Raw genomic sequence first — 15345 nt, 5'->3', positions numbered from 1 at the left:
AGAATCACGGAAGCGGGTGTGACGATCCGGCCGGTGCCGGACACGAACGGAACATGAGCAACGACGAGATCTTCGCCGCTGCCTATCGCGAGCACTACTGGGCGGTCAGCCGCTATGTCGCGCGGCGACTGGACGGGCGGGCCGACGAGGTGGAGGAAGTGGTGGCGGAGGTGTTCACGGTCGCCTGGCGGCGCCGCTTGGACCTGCCGGTCTCCCCGCTGCCCTGGTTGTACGGCGTGGCACGCAACTGCCTGGCGAACGCGGTACGCGGCTACGGCCGGCGCCGCCGGCTGGTCGACCGGCTGGGCAACGACGAGACCGCGCACGGCAGACAGACCGTGGACAGCCCCGACACGGAGGCGGCGGGCGCCTGGGTGCACGACGCACTGGCCCGGCTCTCCGAGGCCGATCGGGAGGTGCTGCGCCTGACGGCGTGGGAGGAACTGGGCATCGACGAGGTCGCCGTCGCCCTCGGCTGCGGCAGCCGGGCCGCGTCGATGCGGCTGCACCGCGCCCGGCGCCGGCTCAGAGCCGAGATCGACCGCATACGCCCCGCACCCACGGCCGGTCCGACAGCCGCGAAGGAGCACGACCATGGCTGACGAACTCGAACTCCTGCGCCGCGCCAACCCGGCGCCGACCGACGGCCCCCGCTACGGCGACGGCCCCCTCGACCACCACGCCGAGCGCCGGCTCGGCCAGTTGCTGCACGAACAGCTTCCGGGCGGCCGCCGCACCCGGCTCGTGTGGAGTCTCGCGGCCACCGCGGTCGTCGCCGCGACCGTGCTGACGCTGACGCTCGGCGGCCCGAGCACGACCCCCGCGGTCGCCGCACCCCGCGCGCTCGTCGTCCAGAGCGACTCCACCCCCGTACCCCTGGAACAGCTCGCCGCCCGGGCAGAGCGGCAGGCGGCCGCGGACGGGGCGCCCAACCTGCGCAAGGGCACGCACGTGCAGTCCTGGAGTATGGGCATGAGCGACGACAAGCCCCCGGTCACGCTCCCGGAGGAGCGAGTCGTGCGCTGGAAGGCAGACGGCAGCCACACCGAGCTGGTGGTGGCGACCGACCCGCGGCACCCCGGCCGGCCGGTCCTGCGTGACGAGGGCGGCGATCCGCACCTGGTCGAGGACGGCCATGTCATCAGCAGGCAGACCTACCCGCCGAGCTGGAGCGACGCGCCTCCCGAGTCTCCTCCGCCGCGCGAAACGGCACGGCTGCGCGCCTATCTGCGGGAGGCCACGTACACCCACACCGCGCTCGACACCCCCGGACTCCTCGACGCCGTCCAGGTGCTGCTCGACAACTGGACCCTCGGCGCCCGCGAGTCCGCGACCCTCGCGCGCCTCCTCGCCGGCACCGACGGACTCCGTCCGGTCGGACAGGTGACCGACCGGCTCGGGCGGCGCGGCCAGGCGTACGTGTACGACGCTCCCGGCTATCGCCGGATGCTGATCATGAACCCGGCCACCGGAGCCGTGCTCGGCCTGGAGACCGTCCTCACCAAGGCCGAGCCCGAGTACGGTGTCAGGGCCGGCGACGTGGAGGATTACAGCGCCTGGATGCGCTGATCACGCCCCGAGCTGCCGGACGGCGGCATCGACGGTCTGCTCCAGCAGTGTGGCGATCGTCATCGGGCCGACGCCGCCCGGCACGGGAGTGATGAGACCGGCACGCTCCACGGCGGAGCCGAAGTCCACGTCGCCCACGTTGCCCGGGTTGTAGCCGGCATCGATCACGACCGCGCCGGGCTTCACGTCCTCGCCCCGGATCAGCCGCGGCCGGCCCACGGCAGCCACCACGATGTCGGCCTCCCGGACCACGGAGGACAGCTCCCGGGTGCGCGAGTGGCAGTACGTCACCGTCGCGTCCCGGGCGAGCAGCAGCATGCCGACCGGCTTGCCGAGGATGGCGCTGCGGCCCACTACGACGGCCCGCTTGCCGGACGGGTCGACGTCGTACGCGTCGAGCAGCCGCATGATGCCGCCCGGCGTGCACGACACGAAGCCCGGCAGGCCGAAGCTCATCGTCGCGAAGGAGGCGAAGGTGACGCCGTCCACGTCCTTCTCGGGCGCGATCGCCTCGAACGCGGCCCGCTCGTCGATGTGTTCACCCATCGGGTGCTGCAGCAGGATGCCGTGTACGCCGGGGTCGTCGGACAGTGAGCGCAGGGTGCCGACGAGTTCCCCGGTGGTCGTGGCCGCGGGCAGTGCCACGTGGCGGGATTCGATGCCGGCCTTGCGGCAGCGGTTCTGCTTCATGCGGACATAGGTGACGGAGGCGGGGTCCTCGCCGACCAGCACCGCCGCCAGACAGGGCGCCGTGCCGGTGCGTTCGGTGAGGCCGGCCGCCCGCTCGGCGGTGTCCTCGACGATCCGCCGGGCGAGCGAGGTGCCGTCCATGAGCCGGGCCTGAGACATGATCCACTCCTGGGTCGGTGTGACCGGATCGCCCAGGCGCACGGCATCGACTCCGCGTGGCCGCTCCCCGGTGGTACTCCACCTCAGCGCCAGTCACGGCCCGCCACGACCCTAACCGACCTCCTCGCTCTGCTGCGGCGGGGCGGTCGGATCGGCCCCGGCGAGGAAGGCGGTCGTCTCCGCCTCGATGTGAACGGCGCCGATGGCCCCCGCCCAGCGGGCGATCTCGGTCGCGAGCGCCCTGGCCCCCGCCTCGTCGCCGGTGTCACGGGCCGGCACCGCGAGCAGCAGTTGCCGGGACAGCGTGCCGGGGACCGTGCCCGCACCGCCGCCCAGCCCGGTCGCCCGCCGCCGGCGTTCCAGCGCACGGTGAGGGTCACCGAAGTCGTGGTCGACCGGATGACGCAGGGCCTCCCGGGCCGGCAACGGATCAGGTCCCGACTCCCCGGCCTCCAGCGCCGACGCGTAGTGGGCGGGTGCAGCGGCGTGCTCACTGAAGTGGTTGTCGGCGATCAGGCAGATACATGGAGGCCCAGCCGCGCCGCACCTCGTCCGGAGGCTCACCGATGCGGGAAACGCCGCCTTCGAGCAGCACGCGGTGACGGAGGAAGCGGACGAGGCCGCGCTGCTCTCAGCACTGAGCGCAGCAGAGCAACGGACACCGGCAGACCTACCGCGGAAACTGGCAGCGGCCGCCGAGGCCGGGCAGGACGCACCCGCCCCAGCGCCGCACGGGCCGAGAAGGTCCAGGTCAACCGGGTGGTGACCTGGACCCTCGCGGTTCTGCCTCCTACTCGTCCCATGCCTGGATCAGGATCTCTTCGGTGATCTTTCCGTCGCGCAACGTGATCATCGACTCGGCCAGGACGCGTGTACCGTCCGAGTACTCGCAGGACTGGGTGTAGGCGGCATGGTCGCCCTGGATGATGCAGTGATCCACCTTGTGCGTCATGTCACGGCTGTAGATGTCCTCGAACAGCGCGCCGATCTCGCCGCGACCGTGCAGGACCTTGGGCTTGCTGGGTTGGGTGTTGCGGTCGACGATGCGCACTTGCGCGTCGTCCGCGTAGAGCGACAGAAGATCTGCCGCCGTGTGTCCCTCGACGCCCCGGCGCAGGGTGTCGGCGTTGAAGGCAGGGGTTGCCGCGGTGCCCATGATGACCTCCTTCGAGGGCCGCGACCCGACGAGGAGTGGGCCGCGGAGGGCCTCTCATCCGAGACTCCTCCGCCAGGGCAGCCTCGGCAAGCGCAGCAGGAGCGCTGCCCCTGATGGGTGAGCGGCGCACTGTGCCCGTGTCCGCCGGAGGCCCCGTGACGTTGTGAAAAGCATGATCTCAACACGACGTATCGTTGCCGCGGTTGGTCTCGCCGCCGGCATCACCGCCCTTGCGGCGCCCCTTGCCAGCGCGTCCGACTCGACCATCCAGAACCGGGACGGGAGCGAGCTCAACCCGATCAGCACGATCGACTCCCTCGCCGCGACCGGCATCCCGGCGGACCGCAGGGCCGAGGTTCCGCGCCCCTCCCAGCAGCTGCAGCAGCTGAACCGGCTCAACAACCTCGGGCAGCTGGACCGGGTCGCCCACATGGGAGCCGCGGGGACCGGGCTGCCCGAGGCCCTCTAGCAGACCGACGCCGCATCGCACGCACCAGTCCAGGGCCGCCCGGAACACCGGGCGGCCCTTGACTCTGCCGCAGGCTGATCGCCGTCCCGCCGAGGATCGCGAATCAGATGTCACGTGGTGGGGCAAGCATCGCCGAAAGGGACGTGCCCGCCGCCGACGGACCGCGCTCACTCCGCCGTGGGAGCGCCGGATGCGGCGTCGAGGAAGTGGAATCCGGGCCGGGGGTGCATCAGGAAGTCGTGGTGAGAGATGTTCCACGCGTAAGCGCCCGCCAGCGAGAACACCACCCGGTCACCGGCCCTGAGTCCGGGCGCGGGCACCTGGCGGGCCAGTACGTCCTTGGGTGTGCACAGCTGCCCTGCCAGGGTGACCCGCTCGCTCCCGGCGGCCGGACGCGGCCACGGATGCGGCCAGTTCTCCGACGCCAGCACGGTGCAGGGCTGATCGTGCCCCTTCGTCGCCGGGGTCCGCAGATGATGGGTGCCGCCCCGTACGACGGCGAACTCCTCGCCGTGACTGCGCTTCACGTCCAGCACCTCGGTGGCGTACCAGCCGCAGTACGCCGTCAACGCCCGCCCCGGCTCGATGCGCAGGGTCAGTCCGGGGTGTGCCTCGGTGAGACGGGCCAGCCCGCTGCCGTACGCGGTCCAGTCGAAGCGGCGCTCCGGCTCGGTGTAGTCGACGGTCATACCGCCACCGACGTTCACCTCGGCGAGCGGAGCACCGAGACTCATGGCCCAGTCCACGACCGCCCCGGCCACGGCCAGCTGCTCGGACGCCTCCAGTCCACTGGCCAAGTGGGCGTGCACGCCCCGCAGTTCGAGGTGCGGATACGTGCCGTCGGTCAGCGCCCGGACGACGTCCACGGCCCTCCCCGGATCCAGCCCGAACGGCGTCGGACGACCTCCCATCGCCAGCGAACTTCCCGCCAGCGACCCCTCCGGCACCGGCAGGTTGACCCGAGGCAGCACCGCGACCCGCCGCCCCGGCGCACACCTCTGCGCCAACTCGCCCAGCATGCGCAGCTCGTACTCGCTCTCCACATGGAAACGGTCAACGCCCAGCTCCAACGCGGCCGTCACCTCGTCCGGCGTCTTGCCGGGACCGCCGAAGGCAAGAGCGCGGCCCGGCACCGCCTCGGCCACGTGGGCGAGCTCACCGCCCGAGGAGACCTCGTACCCGTCGACGTACGGGCCCAGCGTGCCCAGGATCTCCGGCTCAGGGTTGGCCTTGGCGGCGTAGTACACCTCGACCCGATCGGGAAGCGCGGCCCGGACGGTGGCGGCATGCGTGCGCAGCGCCGCCAAGTCATAGACGTATGCGGGCAGTTCGGCCGAGGAGAGAGACCGGACGCGGTCGTGGACCGCGGGGGTCGGGCCGGTCATCGGGTGCTCCCGGTCGTGTCGCGCAGGACGTCCTCGGCGAGCGGGGAGGGCAGCCGCACGTAGCCGGCGTCCCGGTCCGCCTTGCGTTCCCAGCGGGTGAGCAGGTTGGTCTTGGCGGGCAGGGGCACCCCGGCGAGCAGGGCGGCGAGGCGGGGCGGGCAGCCGTAGCGGTCGGAGTACGTCTGGAGCGTGGCTCGCACCCGGGCCCACAGGGCCGCCTCCGCCTGCGGGTGCAGGTCGGCGAGGGCGGCGAGCAGCTCGGCGACGTGGTTGACGAGCAGGCAGTACACGACCCGGTCCCAGCCGCGCTGCGCGTCGTACGTCATCGGGCCTGCGACCTCGGGCGGCAGCGCGGCCAGGGTGTCGGCGTGGTGTTCGGGGACCAGCTTGGTGCCCTCCAGGTCCCGGAAGAGGACCTGGGCGGGCATCCCGTCGGCGCCGACACAGATCAGGACGTTCTGCAGATGGGGCTCGAAGACCAGGCCGTGGTCGAAGTAGGCGGCCAGGACGGGAGGGACGAGCAGGTCGAGGTAGGCCGACCACCAGGCGAGGGTCGTCCGTACGTCCGCCCCGTCGAGCAGGCGGGAGATGTGTGCGGGACCGGTCGGGTACTCGTCGGCGACGGCCGCCGCGAGCAGGGGGACCGTGCCCGGCGCGAGACGGCGCGGCAGGCCCTCGCGGACGATGACGCCGAAGCCCTCGAACAGCTCGCGGTCGGCGGAGCCGTCCGGGCCGGGCAGGGCGAGCGTGCGGTAGGCCGGCTCGCGTAGCACGGCGCTGCCGGGGAAACGGTCGGCCAGGTCGGCGAGTGCCGGACCCAGTACGCCGGTGAGTGCCACGGCCCCGGCCAGCTCGTAACTGCTGTTCTTGCGCAGGCAGTTGGTGATCCGGACGTTCAGGCTGAACTTGAGGAAGGTCTCCCCGTCGTACAGGGTCCGCACCGACGCGGTGGCGGCGAAGGGGCGTCCGCCCGGGCCGAGGTCGAGGATGTCGCCGCGGTCGAGCGCGGCGCCCAGAGCCGGATGCGCCCGGAGCGTCTCGTACTGCCAGGGGTGGGCGGGCAGCAGCCGGTATCCCTGCGGCACGTCCGTGCGCAGCCCGTCCAGCAGGGCCGTCGCCGACGGGTCCGCGAACTCCTCGGCGATCAGGTGGGCGCGGACGGCGAGGTGCCGTAGCGGGAAGGAGGCGCCGACCTCCGGCGCGTACGCGGCCCAGGCGCCCGGGTCGCCGGTGCGGGCCTTGGGCGTCGGGTGGAAGCGGTGCCCGAAAAGCAGCGACTGCTCGGAGGACAGGTAGGCCGAGAGACGGTCCTCCGGGAGGCGGGCGGAGCGCGGGGCGGCGAGCGACGTGGAGACGGCGCCGTGGCTGGAGGCGATCTGGTCGAGGAACTCCTCGTTGCGCACGCCCGTGCGCAGCGACAGCTCGTCGTGCGTGTACTCGGCCAGGCGCCGCCAGTCCACCTCCGACCAACCGCCGTCGCCCTGTTCGCTCACGGGGCCGGTGAACCGGTGTGCGCCGAGCAGCGAGGTGCGGCGCAGGGCGATGCGCAGCAGCACTCCGCGGCGCGGCAGTCGCAGCAGGAGGTGCCCATCGGCGACGACCGACTGGTGCTCGGGTCCGGAGACCTCGCGCAGCAGGCAGTTGAGGAGCGTGTGGGCCACGGCGTCGTCGGCGGAAGGGAGTACGGCCCCGCTGCCGGGCGGGCGAAGCGAGACGGGGGTCCCCCCGGACGAGGTCCGGGGGAGGCTCAGCGAGGGCATCAGCGGCTCCTGCGAGTGCGGTTCAGCGGGGGGAAGGACGAGGTCATCACGGTGGCGACGACGGTGACGGCGGCGGCCGCGCTGCCCGTCAGTACGGGTGCGGCCGGGCCGAAGCGGGCGCTGCCCGCCGCGGCGGCCAGGCCGGCGGCGACCGCGCCGGCCTTGGAGAAGAACTCCAGTGAGCCGAACATCCCGCCCGGTGAGCGTCCTTTGGCGCAGTCGGCGGCCAGGACCGACAGACACACCAGGCCGAGGGTGAGGCCCGCGCCCAGCAGCAGCCGGACGGCGACCAGCGTCGCCAGGGAACCGGCGAGCCCGTGCCCCGCGAGACCGAGCGCGATGCAGGTGAACCCGAGCGCGATCCCGGCCCGGGGCCGGTCGCGGAACGCGGAGTGCACGGGCAGCGCCGACACCAGATAGCACAGGTGTGGCAGGGCGAACAGCACGCCGGAGAGGGTCGGGGAGGTGCCCGGGAGACGGTCGTCGACCAGCGCGATCAGATAGGGGAAGGAGATGACGGTGGAGAAGACGAAGGCGAACTCCAGGGCGTACAGGGCCCTGAGGGAGATCACCGGCGTCTCGCCGGCGCAGGTGGTCTCGACGACTCGCTCCGACTCCGGTGCGGCACGCTCCGGTTCGGGCAGGGCCGCCAGCAACAGGGCGGCCGTCAGCGGCAGTACCGCGAGCAGGGCGTACTGGCGGTGAGGCGACAGCCAGCCCGACAGTGAACCGATCACGATCGGCGCCACGACCAGCGCGGCTCGGGCGCTGCCCTGCATCAGGGTGAGCGCCCTGGACAGGGCGGGCCCCTCCAGGGCGGCGCCCAGGTACCCGTTGGACGCGGCGAAGGTGCCGCCCAGGATGCCCTGCAGGACGAGTGCCACGGTGAACGTGGCCAGGGAGTCCGCCCAGCCCGCGAGCAGAAAGGCCACGGCGAGCCCCAACTGGGCGCGCAGCAGCAGCCGCTTTCGGCCGTGACGGTCGGCGAGCCGTCCCCACAGCGGGGCGCCGAGCGCACCGAACACGGTCGGCACGACGTACAGCACCCCCGCCCAGCGGGCTCCCGGGTCGCCCAGCTCCGGCAGGATCTCGGTGAGATACGGCGGCAGCCCGAGCGCCGCGAAGGACGCCACGAAGTAGCAACCGGCCACCGCGTGCACATGCGCCCGGCTGAACGCCCGGTCCGGCATCCGCAGGACTTCGGCGCTCATGCCGTGCCCCCGGTGGGCAGCAGGTAGTTGGGGCCGGTCGTGTAGTGCTTGTTGACGTCCGTGGCGCCCGAACGCTCCTTGGAGAGCAGCGTTCCGGCCGTGACCATCGCCTTGACCGGCAACCGTGGTGCATCGAGGACACGCTCGCGCAGGACCGCTCCCGCGTCACCGCCCAGCCGGCCGACGGCCCGGGAGAGCCGGTCGCGTACGAGACCCAACAGCTCGTCCCGGTGCCGGGCGAGGCCGAACGCGTAGGCCCCCGCGCACAGATGGACCGTGATGGTGGTGAACAGGTCCGCGACCGGTCCGTCCCCGGCGCTGAACGTGCGAGGATCGTCGAAACCCCACGGCCCGGGCAGCTTGGCGGCCAGCCGTGAGGGGTTGACGCGGGGCCCGTCGTTGTCCTTGAACAGCAACCGCAGGGTGCCCTGCCCCAGCACCAGTGAGACGTTCTGCTGATGCGACTCAAGCGCGATGCCGTAGCCGAACAGAGTCGTCTGCCAGTCGAACAGCAGCGTCAGGAAGGCGTCCAGCAGGGCCAGTGGATCGCCGCCGTGGAAGCGGTCGGCCAGCAGGTCGAGGACCAGGCGCCCGCCCGGCGCCTCGGCGAGAAGCGCGGCCAGCGGGACGACGACGGAGTCCCGGAGTGCGGCCGGGTGACGGCGGCACAGGACGGCCAGCAGCTCGTGCCCGGCATGCGCGTACGTGGTCTCGTCGGCGTGCAGGATCGTGTCCCGGAAGCGGGGCTCGCGCGCGATCACCGCCTCCAGCAGCCGCTGCCCCGCCGCGCCGTCGACGAGGGTGCCGGGCTTGATGGAGCGCTTGTTGCGCAGACCCAACGTGGCGGTGGCCAGGGGGAGTTTGAGGTGCAGCGAAGGATCCGCGGCCACCGCCACGGTGCGCATCGACAGCGTGGGCACGACTTCGAGGTGGGCGCGCTCGGCGAGCAGCGCGCTGCCCGCGAGGCCCGTGGTCCGCAGGGCCTCGTCCAGCGGCGCTCCCACGGTCAACGGGTGGACGGGCAACGCCATATGGGTGTGCTCGACCTCGGGCAGTCCGAGCAGCGCGGGCGTGGGCCACAGCTCGGGGAGCGGGCCGGTCACAGTCACCGCGGCACGCGGCACGGCGAGCCAGCGCAGCGTGAAACGGGGGTGGAACTCCGGTGCGTACGCCTGCAGTTGAGCCTCGGTGAGCCCCGAGCGGCCGCGTGCCGTCGGGTAGACGGGATGGTCGAGGCGGGCGGCGAGAGTGTCGTACGCGAGGTCCGGCCACCCGGCCGGATCGTGCCCGTGCCGGTCGGTCAGCCGCCGCATGACGCCGTCCCGCGTGCGGGCGTGCAGCCGCATCGTGTCCAGTGTCTGACGGCACTCCTCGGCGAACGCGTCGAAGCCGTCGCGGTCCTCGGGCTCGGCGAGATCGCGCAGCGCGCCGAGCACGGCCTCGTGGGAGGTCAGCTCGGAGGCGTCCGACTCGCGTGCCAGCAGGGGCAACCGGGCCCGGTACTCGCCCTGGTAGCCGTCCCCGGCGACCGGCAGCAGCAGGGCGTCACCGGCGGCCGGCAGCCGCAGCCAGTCGCCGTCCGGCCGGTGCACGAGGGCGCTGCGGCTGCGCAGCCCGACCACGTCCTCGCGCAGGAGGGCGCCGAGAACGCGGGTGAGCAGCTGCGTCTCGCAGGTGTCCGTCGCGGTCGGCGCGCTCACGACTGGATCTCCCAGCTCCGGGCGGCCAGGAATTCCGCCGACACCCTGTCCACCGTCCGCTGGTCGGTGCCGACGGCCCGCAGCACGCCCAGGTAGTCGCGGTTGGTGCGGTAAAGCTCGTGTCGCTCGCCCACCGCGCGCAGCGGACGGTACGTCAGATGAACGCCGTCGACGGTCAGTTCACCGGCGGCGGGGGCTTGGACAAGAGCGCCGGCGCGGTCGGCGCACGGGTACTCCAGACGCGCGGCGCCGTCGCGGCGGGCTCCCAGGTCGGCGGGGAGCTGCTCGCCCAGGTGGGTGCGCAGCACGAGCTCGAAGAGCGGTATCTCCAGCAGCCGGGCGAGCAGCAGATCGCACTGGTCGCCGATGGCACGGTAGTTGACCTCGATGATCCTGGCGCGTCCCTCATGCACCACGAACTCGGTGTGACAGGCGCCGAACCCGACGCCCAGCGCGTCCAGCTGGGCGAGCACCTGGGCCACGACGGGCTCCGGGTGGGCCGGGACGAAGGTGAGGCGTTCCTCGATGAAGTACGGCGGGTCCGACAACTCGGTGTGGAAGCCGCCCAGCACATGGCGGACCTGCCCGTCGCCCAGCGTCTCCAGGGTGTACAGCTCGCCGGGGAGGTACTCCTCGACGACCAGGACGGCACCGGGCCGACGGCCCAGGATCTCCTTGGCCTGAGTGACGAGTTGTTCCGGATCGTCGACCAGGACGACGTCCTCGCTGGCCACGCCCTCGCGCGGCTTGAGGACACACGGGTACGGTGCGCCCGCGGGCGCCACGGGCTCCGTGACCTCGGCCGACCACACGGTGTCCACACCGGCGGCGGCGAGCCGGCGCCGCATCTCCGCCTTGTCCTTGGTGCGCAGCGTGGCCCGCCAGTCCTTGCCGGGGAGCCCGAAGTAGGCGGCGGCCAGGGCTGCCTGGGTCTGGAGGTGGTCGCTGTTGGTGAAGACGGCGTCGGGGCGGTGGTGCGTGGAGATCCGGGTGACGACCGCCCGGTGGTCGCGGACGTCGCACTCCAGGACCTCGATGTCCGGGTGGGTACGGCGATGGGCGGCGGGCTGGTCGGTGAGGACGGTGACATCCAGGCCCAGCCGGGCGGCGGCGGGCAGGAAGCCCTCGGAGACGGAGTCGGTCGGATTGAGGGCAAGCAGGTAGATGCGCACGGTGTGCAGGCAACTCCCTTTGGCAGGTGGGGGGTTGGGGGCGGACCGGGCAGACGGCGCGGTCCGCCCCCGGGGAACGGGAGTTACTTCTTCGGGAGGTCCACGCCGGTGGCTTTCGCCACGTCCTTGAGCACCTGTTCGGCGGCCTGGACGCCGATGCCGGACATCCAGGTCTCGTCCGGGACCTCGTGGACGCTGCCGTCCCTGACGGCCGGGAGGGCCTTCCAGACCGGGTTGGAGGTGACCTGGCTCTTCTGAGTCTTGTCGTCTGCGTCGGCGGAGGTGACGAAGATCAGATCGGCGTCGGCCCGGTCGATCTCCTCGGGGCTGACGTCCTTCATGGTGACGTCGGGGTCGTTCGACACCTGCGACTTGGGCCGCTTGAGGCCGATGTCGTTCAGGACGACACCGCTGTAGGAGTTGGACTGGTAGAGGCGCGTCGGACCGGCGATGAAGCGGACCACGGACGCGGTCGGCATCGTGCCGCCGTCCTTCTTCCGGATGGCCTCACCCAGCGCCTTGGCCCGCGTCTCGTACTCCTCGACCTTCGCCGCGGCCTCCTTCTCCAGGCCCAGCGCCTCGGCGTGCACCTTCAGGTTCTGCTTCCAGACCCCGCCGGTGGTCTGGGTGAAGACGGTCGGGGCGATCGCGCTGAGCTTGTCGTAGATCTTCTCGTGCCGGACCTTCGACGACAGGATCAGATCGGGCTTGAGGGAGGCGATCTTCTCCAGGTTGGGCTCCAGGAGCGGTCCGACGTCGGCGGTGCCGCTCAACTCGCCCTTGAGGTACGTCGGGAAGCCGCCCTCGGTCTTGAAGTGCGGGGCGACCGCGCCGACCGGGTCGATGCCGAGCAGGGTGACGTCGTCCAGTTCACCGGTGTCGAGGACCACGACCCGCTTCGGCTTGGACGGGATCTCGACGTTGCCCATCACGGTCTTGAGGGTGCGCGGGAAGCCGGCCGACGCCGAGCCGGAGGACTTGGCGGAGCCGCCACCGTCGGTCTTCTCGCTGCCGCAGGCGGCCAGTACGGCCGTACCGAGCACGACGGAGAGCAGCACGGCGAGGAGTCTGCCGATTCCGTGCAGGGGAGAGCGCTGGAACATGGGGGGCCGGTCTTTCTGGTAGGTGCTTACGGGTCAGGCGGACACGGCGGGGTGCCGCACCGCGCTGCTCTTCGGTACGACCAGCGGTGTGCCGGTCTCCGGGTCGGGGATCACCCGGCAGTCCACGTCGAACACGGACCTGACCAGGTCCGCGTCCAGGACGTCAGCCGGGGCGCCTGCGGCGGCGAGGCGGCCGTCGTTGAGGACCACCATGTGGTCCGCGTAGCGGGCGGCCTGTCCGAGGTCGTGCAGCACCATCACCACGGTGCGGCCCGCCTCGGCGTGCAGGGCGGCGACCAGGTCGAGGACGTCGATCTGGTGCCGCAGGTCGAGGAAGGTGGTCGGTTCGTCGAGCAGGAGCAGTTCGGTGTCCTGGGCCAACGCCAGTGCGATCCAGGCGCGTTGGCGCTGGCCGCCGGAGAGCTGGTCGACGCTCTGGTCGCGCAGGGACGTGGTGCCGGTGCGCTCCAGCGCCTCGTCCACCGCCCGCTGGTCCGCAGCGGACCAGGGGCTCAGCAGTCGCTGGTGCGGATACCGGCCCAGGCGTACGAGCGCCTCGACGGTGATCGCCTCGGGCGTGACCGGCTGCTGGGGGAGCAGTCCCATCCGGCGGGCGAGCGTCCGCGCGGACATGCGGTGGATGTCCGCGCCGTCCAGGGTGACGGTCCCGGCGGCCGGGGCGAGCAGCCGGCTCAGCCCGCGCAACAGGGTCGACTTTCCGCAGGCGTTGGGTCCGACGATCGCGGTGACGGCGCCCCCCGGGAGCGTCAGATCGAGTCCGCCGACGACGAGCCGTTCGCCGTAGCGCAGATCGAGGCCCCGCGTGGAGAGCTGGTTGGCGGTGGTCATGTGCGGCTCCTGACGGGCTTGCTGTGCTGCGGTCGTACGTGGCTCCTGGCCTGTCTCCGGGGCGCCGGTCATGCCCGGCTCCTCTGGAGGGGTGAGCTCTGCCGGAACATCAGCACCAGCAGCCAGGGCGCGCCGAGCGTGGCGGTGACCGCGCCCACCGGCAGCCCCTCGATCGGCAGCAGGTGCTGGACCACGAGGTCGGAGGCGAGCAGCAGCACCGCTCCCGTGAGACCGGCCAGCCCCAGGGAGGCGGCCGTGGGCGGACCGGTGACGAACCGCACGATGTGCGGTACGGCGAGCGCGACGAAGGTCACCGGACCCGCGACCGCGGCCGCCAGCGACGCCAACGCGACGGCCACGAACAGGAGTTGAAGACGGGCGGCCGAGGTTCGCAGGCCCAGGGCACCCGCCGAGTCGTCCCCGAGGTCCAGCACGGCCAGCCGGCGGTGCAGTACGAGGGTGACAGCGAGCGCGAGCACCATGGCGCCGCCCGCTCCCGACACCTCCGTCCACGTACGGCCGTACACCGACCCCGTGGTCCACTGCAGCGCGGACCCGGCGAGTTCGGCCGGGAAGCGCACGATCATCAGGTTCACGGCGGCGGCCAGTCCCGCCTGCACGGCCAGCCCGGTGAGTACGAGCCGGGTGACGGCGAGCCCGGACCGCCAGGCGAACACGCCCAGCAGCAGGGCCGCGAGCAGGCCTCCGCCGAGGGCTCCGAGCGGGACCAGCGTCTGTGAGGCCCCGGCGGCGATGAGCGCGACCGCGCCCAACGACGCCCCGCCTGTCACGCCCATGACATCCGGGGATGCCAGGGGATTGCGGAACAGCCGTTGCAGCACACAGCCCGCCGCGCCCAGCCCCGCACCGGCGACGATGGCCGCCACGGTCCTCGGTGCCCGGAACTGCTGCACCACCAGCACGTCCCCCGGATCCCCGAGGCCGGCCAGCGCACGCAGCGCCGTGCCCGCGGGCATCCGCATCTCACCCGTCGTCAGGGAGACGGTGAGCAGCACGAACAGCGCGACGAGACAGGAGGCGGTGAACACCACGACACGGCGACGTACCCGGACAAAGGACCCTGACCTCGCACGAACCAAGGCGACGGTGCCGGTCATCGGGCCACCTTCCGGGCCAGCAGTGCCAGCAGGGGCGCGCCCAGGAACGCCGTCACGATGCCCACTTCCAGCTCCGAGGGGCGGATCACCATCCGGCCGAGGACATCGGCCGACAGCAGGAGCACCGGTCCGGCGATCAGACAGCCGGGCACCAGCAACCGGTGGTCGGCGCCGAGGAGGGGGCGTACCAGATGGGGCGCGGCGAGACCTACGAAGGCGACCGGCCCGGCCACCGCGACCGCCGAACCGGCGAGCAGGACCACCGCGATGCCGCCGGCCAGTCGGATCCGGGCCACCGGCACACCGAGCGCCTGGGCCGAATCGTCGCCCAGGGCAAGGGCGTTGAGCGCGGGGGACACGGCCAGCGCGACCACCAGCCCGAGCAGCACGGCCGGCAGCACCGGCCACAGCACGTCGAGGGGCCTGCCGGACAGGGATCCTGCCAGCCAGAAGCGGGCCTCGTCGAGGGTGCGCTGGTTCATCAGCATCACCGCCGACGTCCAGGACAGCAGCACGAGTTGGAGAACGGTGCCGCCGAGCGCGAGCCGTACGGGATCGATGTCCCCGGCGCGGCGGGCCAGCGCCTGGGCGAACAGGGCGGCGCCCGCGGCGCCGGCGAACGCGAACCACACATACTGCACAGGGTCGTTGAGCTTCAGCGCGAAGATCGCGGCGACCACCGCGAAACCGGCGCCGGCGTTGATGCCGAGAGTGGTCGGCGACGCGAGCGGGTTGCGGGTGATGCCCTGGGCCACGGCGCCCGCGACCCCGAGCGCCGCGCCGACCGCGAGGCCGATGACGGTGCGCGGCAGCCGCAGCCCGGTGACCACGAGCGCCTCCCGGCCGTGGGCGTGACCGAACAGCGCGTCGGCGACCGTGGACAGGGGTACCGACCGGGCGCCGAGGGCGAGGCTGAGCGCGGTACAGAGCGCGAGGGCGCCAAGTCCGGCGACGAACACGGGGACGTGTCTGCGGGCAGGGGAGGGCACGCCGTTGGGAGCGGC

General features: G+C 72.4%; 15 protein-coding genes and 1 riboswitch. Of the genes, 3 read left to right on the top strand and 12 right to left on the bottom strand.

The window, feature by feature from the left end; all coding sequences use genetic code 11:
* Window positions 1–53 precede the first annotated feature (53 nt).
* Together OOK07_RS01735 and OOK07_RS01730 are read left to right on the top strand one after the other, a co-directional pair.
* On the top strand, window positions 54–602 hold the full coding sequence (locus OOK07_RS01735) for an RNA polymerase sigma factor (RefSeq protein ID WP_266676175.1): 549 nt from the start codon (window positions 54–56) through the stop codon (window positions 600–602).
* Window positions 595–1569 (top strand): CU044_5270 family protein, encoded by a 975-nt coding sequence (locus OOK07_RS01730; protein ID WP_266794744.1) that lies wholly within the window; start codon window positions 595–597, stop codon window positions 1567–1569. Before OOK07_RS01735 ends, OOK07_RS01730 begins: the two co-directional genes overlap by 8 nt.
* On the opposite strand, the gene OOK07_RS01725 is transcribed toward OOK07_RS01730, so the two are convergent.
* From OOK07_RS01725 to OOK07_RS01715, 3 genes are all read right to left on the bottom strand, one after another.
* Window positions 1570–2418 carry a bifunctional 5,10-methylenetetrahydrofolate dehydrogenase/5,10-methenyltetrahydrofolate cyclohydrolase gene (locus OOK07_RS01725; RefSeq protein WP_266676171.1) on the bottom strand — a complete coding sequence of 283 codons (849 nt, stop codon included), beginning with the start codon at window positions 2416–2418 and terminating at the stop codon, window positions 1570–1572. It lies immediately after the preceding gene.
* A gap of 23 nt (window positions 2419–2441) precedes the next feature.
* Window positions 2442–2524: riboswitch (ZMP/ZTP riboswitch) on the bottom strand.
* Between the two features lie 5 nt (window positions 2525–2529).
* Window positions 2530–2982, bottom strand: a complete 453-nt coding sequence (locus OOK07_RS01720) for a hypothetical protein (RefSeq protein WP_266794743.1) — start codon at window positions 2980–2982, stop codon at window positions 2530–2532.
* A 226-nt stretch (window positions 2983–3208) separates the two neighbouring features.
* On the bottom strand, window positions 3209–3574 hold the full coding sequence (locus OOK07_RS01715) for a nuclear transport factor 2 family protein (protein WP_266676167.1): 366 nt from the start codon (window positions 3572–3574) through the stop codon (window positions 3209–3211).
* 172 nt (window positions 3575–3746) lie between these two features.
* On the opposite strand from OOK07_RS01715, the gene OOK07_RS01710 reads away from it, so the two are divergent.
* Entirely contained in the window at window positions 3747–4043 is a 297-nt protein-coding gene (locus OOK07_RS01710) for a hypothetical protein (protein ID WP_266676165.1), read from the top strand.
* Window positions 4044–4210: 167 nt separating this feature from the next.
* On the opposite strand, the gene OOK07_RS01705 is transcribed toward OOK07_RS01710, so the two are convergent.
* The 9 genes from OOK07_RS01705 to OOK07_RS01665 form a co-directional block, all read right to left on the bottom strand.
* Window positions 4211–5428, bottom strand: coding sequence for a type III PLP-dependent enzyme (locus OOK07_RS01705; RefSeq protein WP_266794742.1), 1218 nt, complete (start codon window positions 5426–5428; stop codon window positions 4211–4213).
* Window positions 5425–7188 (bottom strand): IucA/IucC family protein, encoded by a 1764-nt coding sequence (locus OOK07_RS01700; RefSeq protein ID WP_266794741.1) that lies wholly within the window; start codon window positions 7186–7188, stop codon window positions 5425–5427. The genes OOK07_RS01705 and OOK07_RS01700 overlap by 4 nt, the downstream gene beginning before the upstream one ends.
* Entirely contained in the window at window positions 7188–8399 is a 1212-nt protein-coding gene (locus OOK07_RS01695; protein ID WP_266794740.1) for an MFS transporter, read from the bottom strand. The genes OOK07_RS01700 and OOK07_RS01695 overlap by 1 nt, the downstream gene beginning before the upstream one ends.
* Window positions 8396–10099, bottom strand: a complete 1704-nt coding sequence (locus tag OOK07_RS01690; RefSeq protein ID WP_266794739.1) for an IucA/IucC family protein — start codon at window positions 10097–10099, stop codon at window positions 8396–8398. The genes OOK07_RS01695 and OOK07_RS01690 overlap by 4 nt, the downstream gene beginning before the upstream one ends.
* Window positions 10096–11271 carry an ATP-grasp domain-containing protein gene (locus OOK07_RS01685; RefSeq protein ID WP_266794738.1) on the bottom strand — a complete coding sequence of 392 codons (1176 nt, stop codon included), beginning with the start codon at window positions 11269–11271 and terminating at the stop codon, window positions 10096–10098. The genes OOK07_RS01690 and OOK07_RS01685 overlap by 4 nt, the downstream gene beginning before the upstream one ends.
* An 83-nt stretch (window positions 11272–11354) precedes the next feature.
* On the bottom strand, window positions 11355–12374 hold the full coding sequence (locus OOK07_RS01680; protein WP_266794737.1) for an ABC transporter substrate-binding protein: 1020 nt from the start codon (window positions 12372–12374) through the stop codon (window positions 11355–11357).
* Between the two features lie 33 nt (window positions 12375–12407).
* On the bottom strand, window positions 12408–13223 hold the full coding sequence (locus tag OOK07_RS01675; RefSeq protein ID WP_266676151.1) for an ABC transporter ATP-binding protein: 816 nt from the start codon (window positions 13221–13223) through the stop codon (window positions 12408–12410).
* Window positions 13224–13291: 68 nt separating this feature from the next.
* The gene (locus OOK07_RS01670; protein WP_266794736.1) at window positions 13292–14341 is read right to left on the bottom strand and encodes a FecCD family ABC transporter permease; all 1050 of its coding nucleotides are present in this window, start codon (window positions 14339–14341) and stop codon (window positions 13292–13294) included.
* Window positions 14338–15330: a FecCD family ABC transporter permease gene (locus tag OOK07_RS01665; RefSeq protein ID WP_405673932.1), complete on the bottom strand. Its 993-nt coding sequence runs from the start codon at window positions 15328–15330 to the stop codon at window positions 14338–14340. The genes OOK07_RS01670 and OOK07_RS01665 overlap by 4 nt, the downstream gene beginning before the upstream one ends.
* Between the last annotated feature and the right edge of the window lie 15 nt (window positions 15331–15345).

Origin of the sequence: Streptomyces sp. NBC_00078 (genome assembly GCF_026343335.1) — a bacterium.
Classification (GTDB): Bacteria; Actinomycetota; Actinomycetes; order Streptomycetales; family Streptomycetaceae; genus Streptomyces.
This window is presented reverse-complemented; position numbering and strand designations above follow the sequence as displayed.

Bases quoted from the DNA above. Each gene is read 5' to 3' on its own strand.
- OOK07_RS01680 (WP_266794737.1), bottom strand. From the start codon at position 12,374: ATGTTCCAGCGCTCTCCCCTGCACGGAATCGGCAGACTCCTCGCCGTG.
- OOK07_RS01735 (WP_266676175.1), top strand. From the start codon at position 54: ATGAGCAACGACGAGATCTTCGCCGCTGCCTATCGCGAGCACTACTGG.
- OOK07_RS01715 (WP_266676167.1), bottom strand. From the start codon at position 3,574: ATGGGCACCGCGGCAACCCCTGCCTTCAACGCCGACACCCTGCGCCGG.
- OOK07_RS01705 (WP_266794742.1), bottom strand. From the start codon at position 5,428: ATGACCGGCCCGACCCCCGCGGTCCACGACCGCGTCCGGTCTCTCTCC.
- OOK07_RS01700 (WP_266794741.1), bottom strand. From the start codon at position 7,188: ATGCCCTCGCTGAGCCTCCCCCGGACCTCGTCCGGGGGGACCCCCGTC.
- OOK07_RS01710 (WP_266676165.1), top strand. From the start codon at position 3,747: ATGATCTCAACACGACGTATCGTTGCCGCGGTTGGTCTCGCCGCCGGC.
- OOK07_RS01695 (WP_266794740.1), bottom strand. From the start codon at position 8,399: ATGAGCGCCGAAGTCCTGCGGATGCCGGACCGGGCGTTCAGCCGGGCG.
- OOK07_RS01725 (WP_266676171.1), bottom strand. From the start codon at position 2,418: ATGTCTCAGGCCCGGCTCATGGACGGCACCTCGCTCGCCCGGCGGATC.
- OOK07_RS01675 (WP_266676151.1), bottom strand. From the start codon at position 13,223: ATGACCACCGCCAACCAGCTCTCCACGCGGGGCCTCGATCTGCGCTAC.
- OOK07_RS01730 (WP_266794744.1), top strand. From the start codon at position 595: ATGGCTGACGAACTCGAACTCCTGCGCCGCGCCAACCCGGCGCCGACC.
- OOK07_RS01670 (WP_266794736.1), bottom strand. From the start codon at position 14,341: ATGACCGGCACCGTCGCCTTGGTTCGTGCGAGGTCAGGGTCCTTTGTC.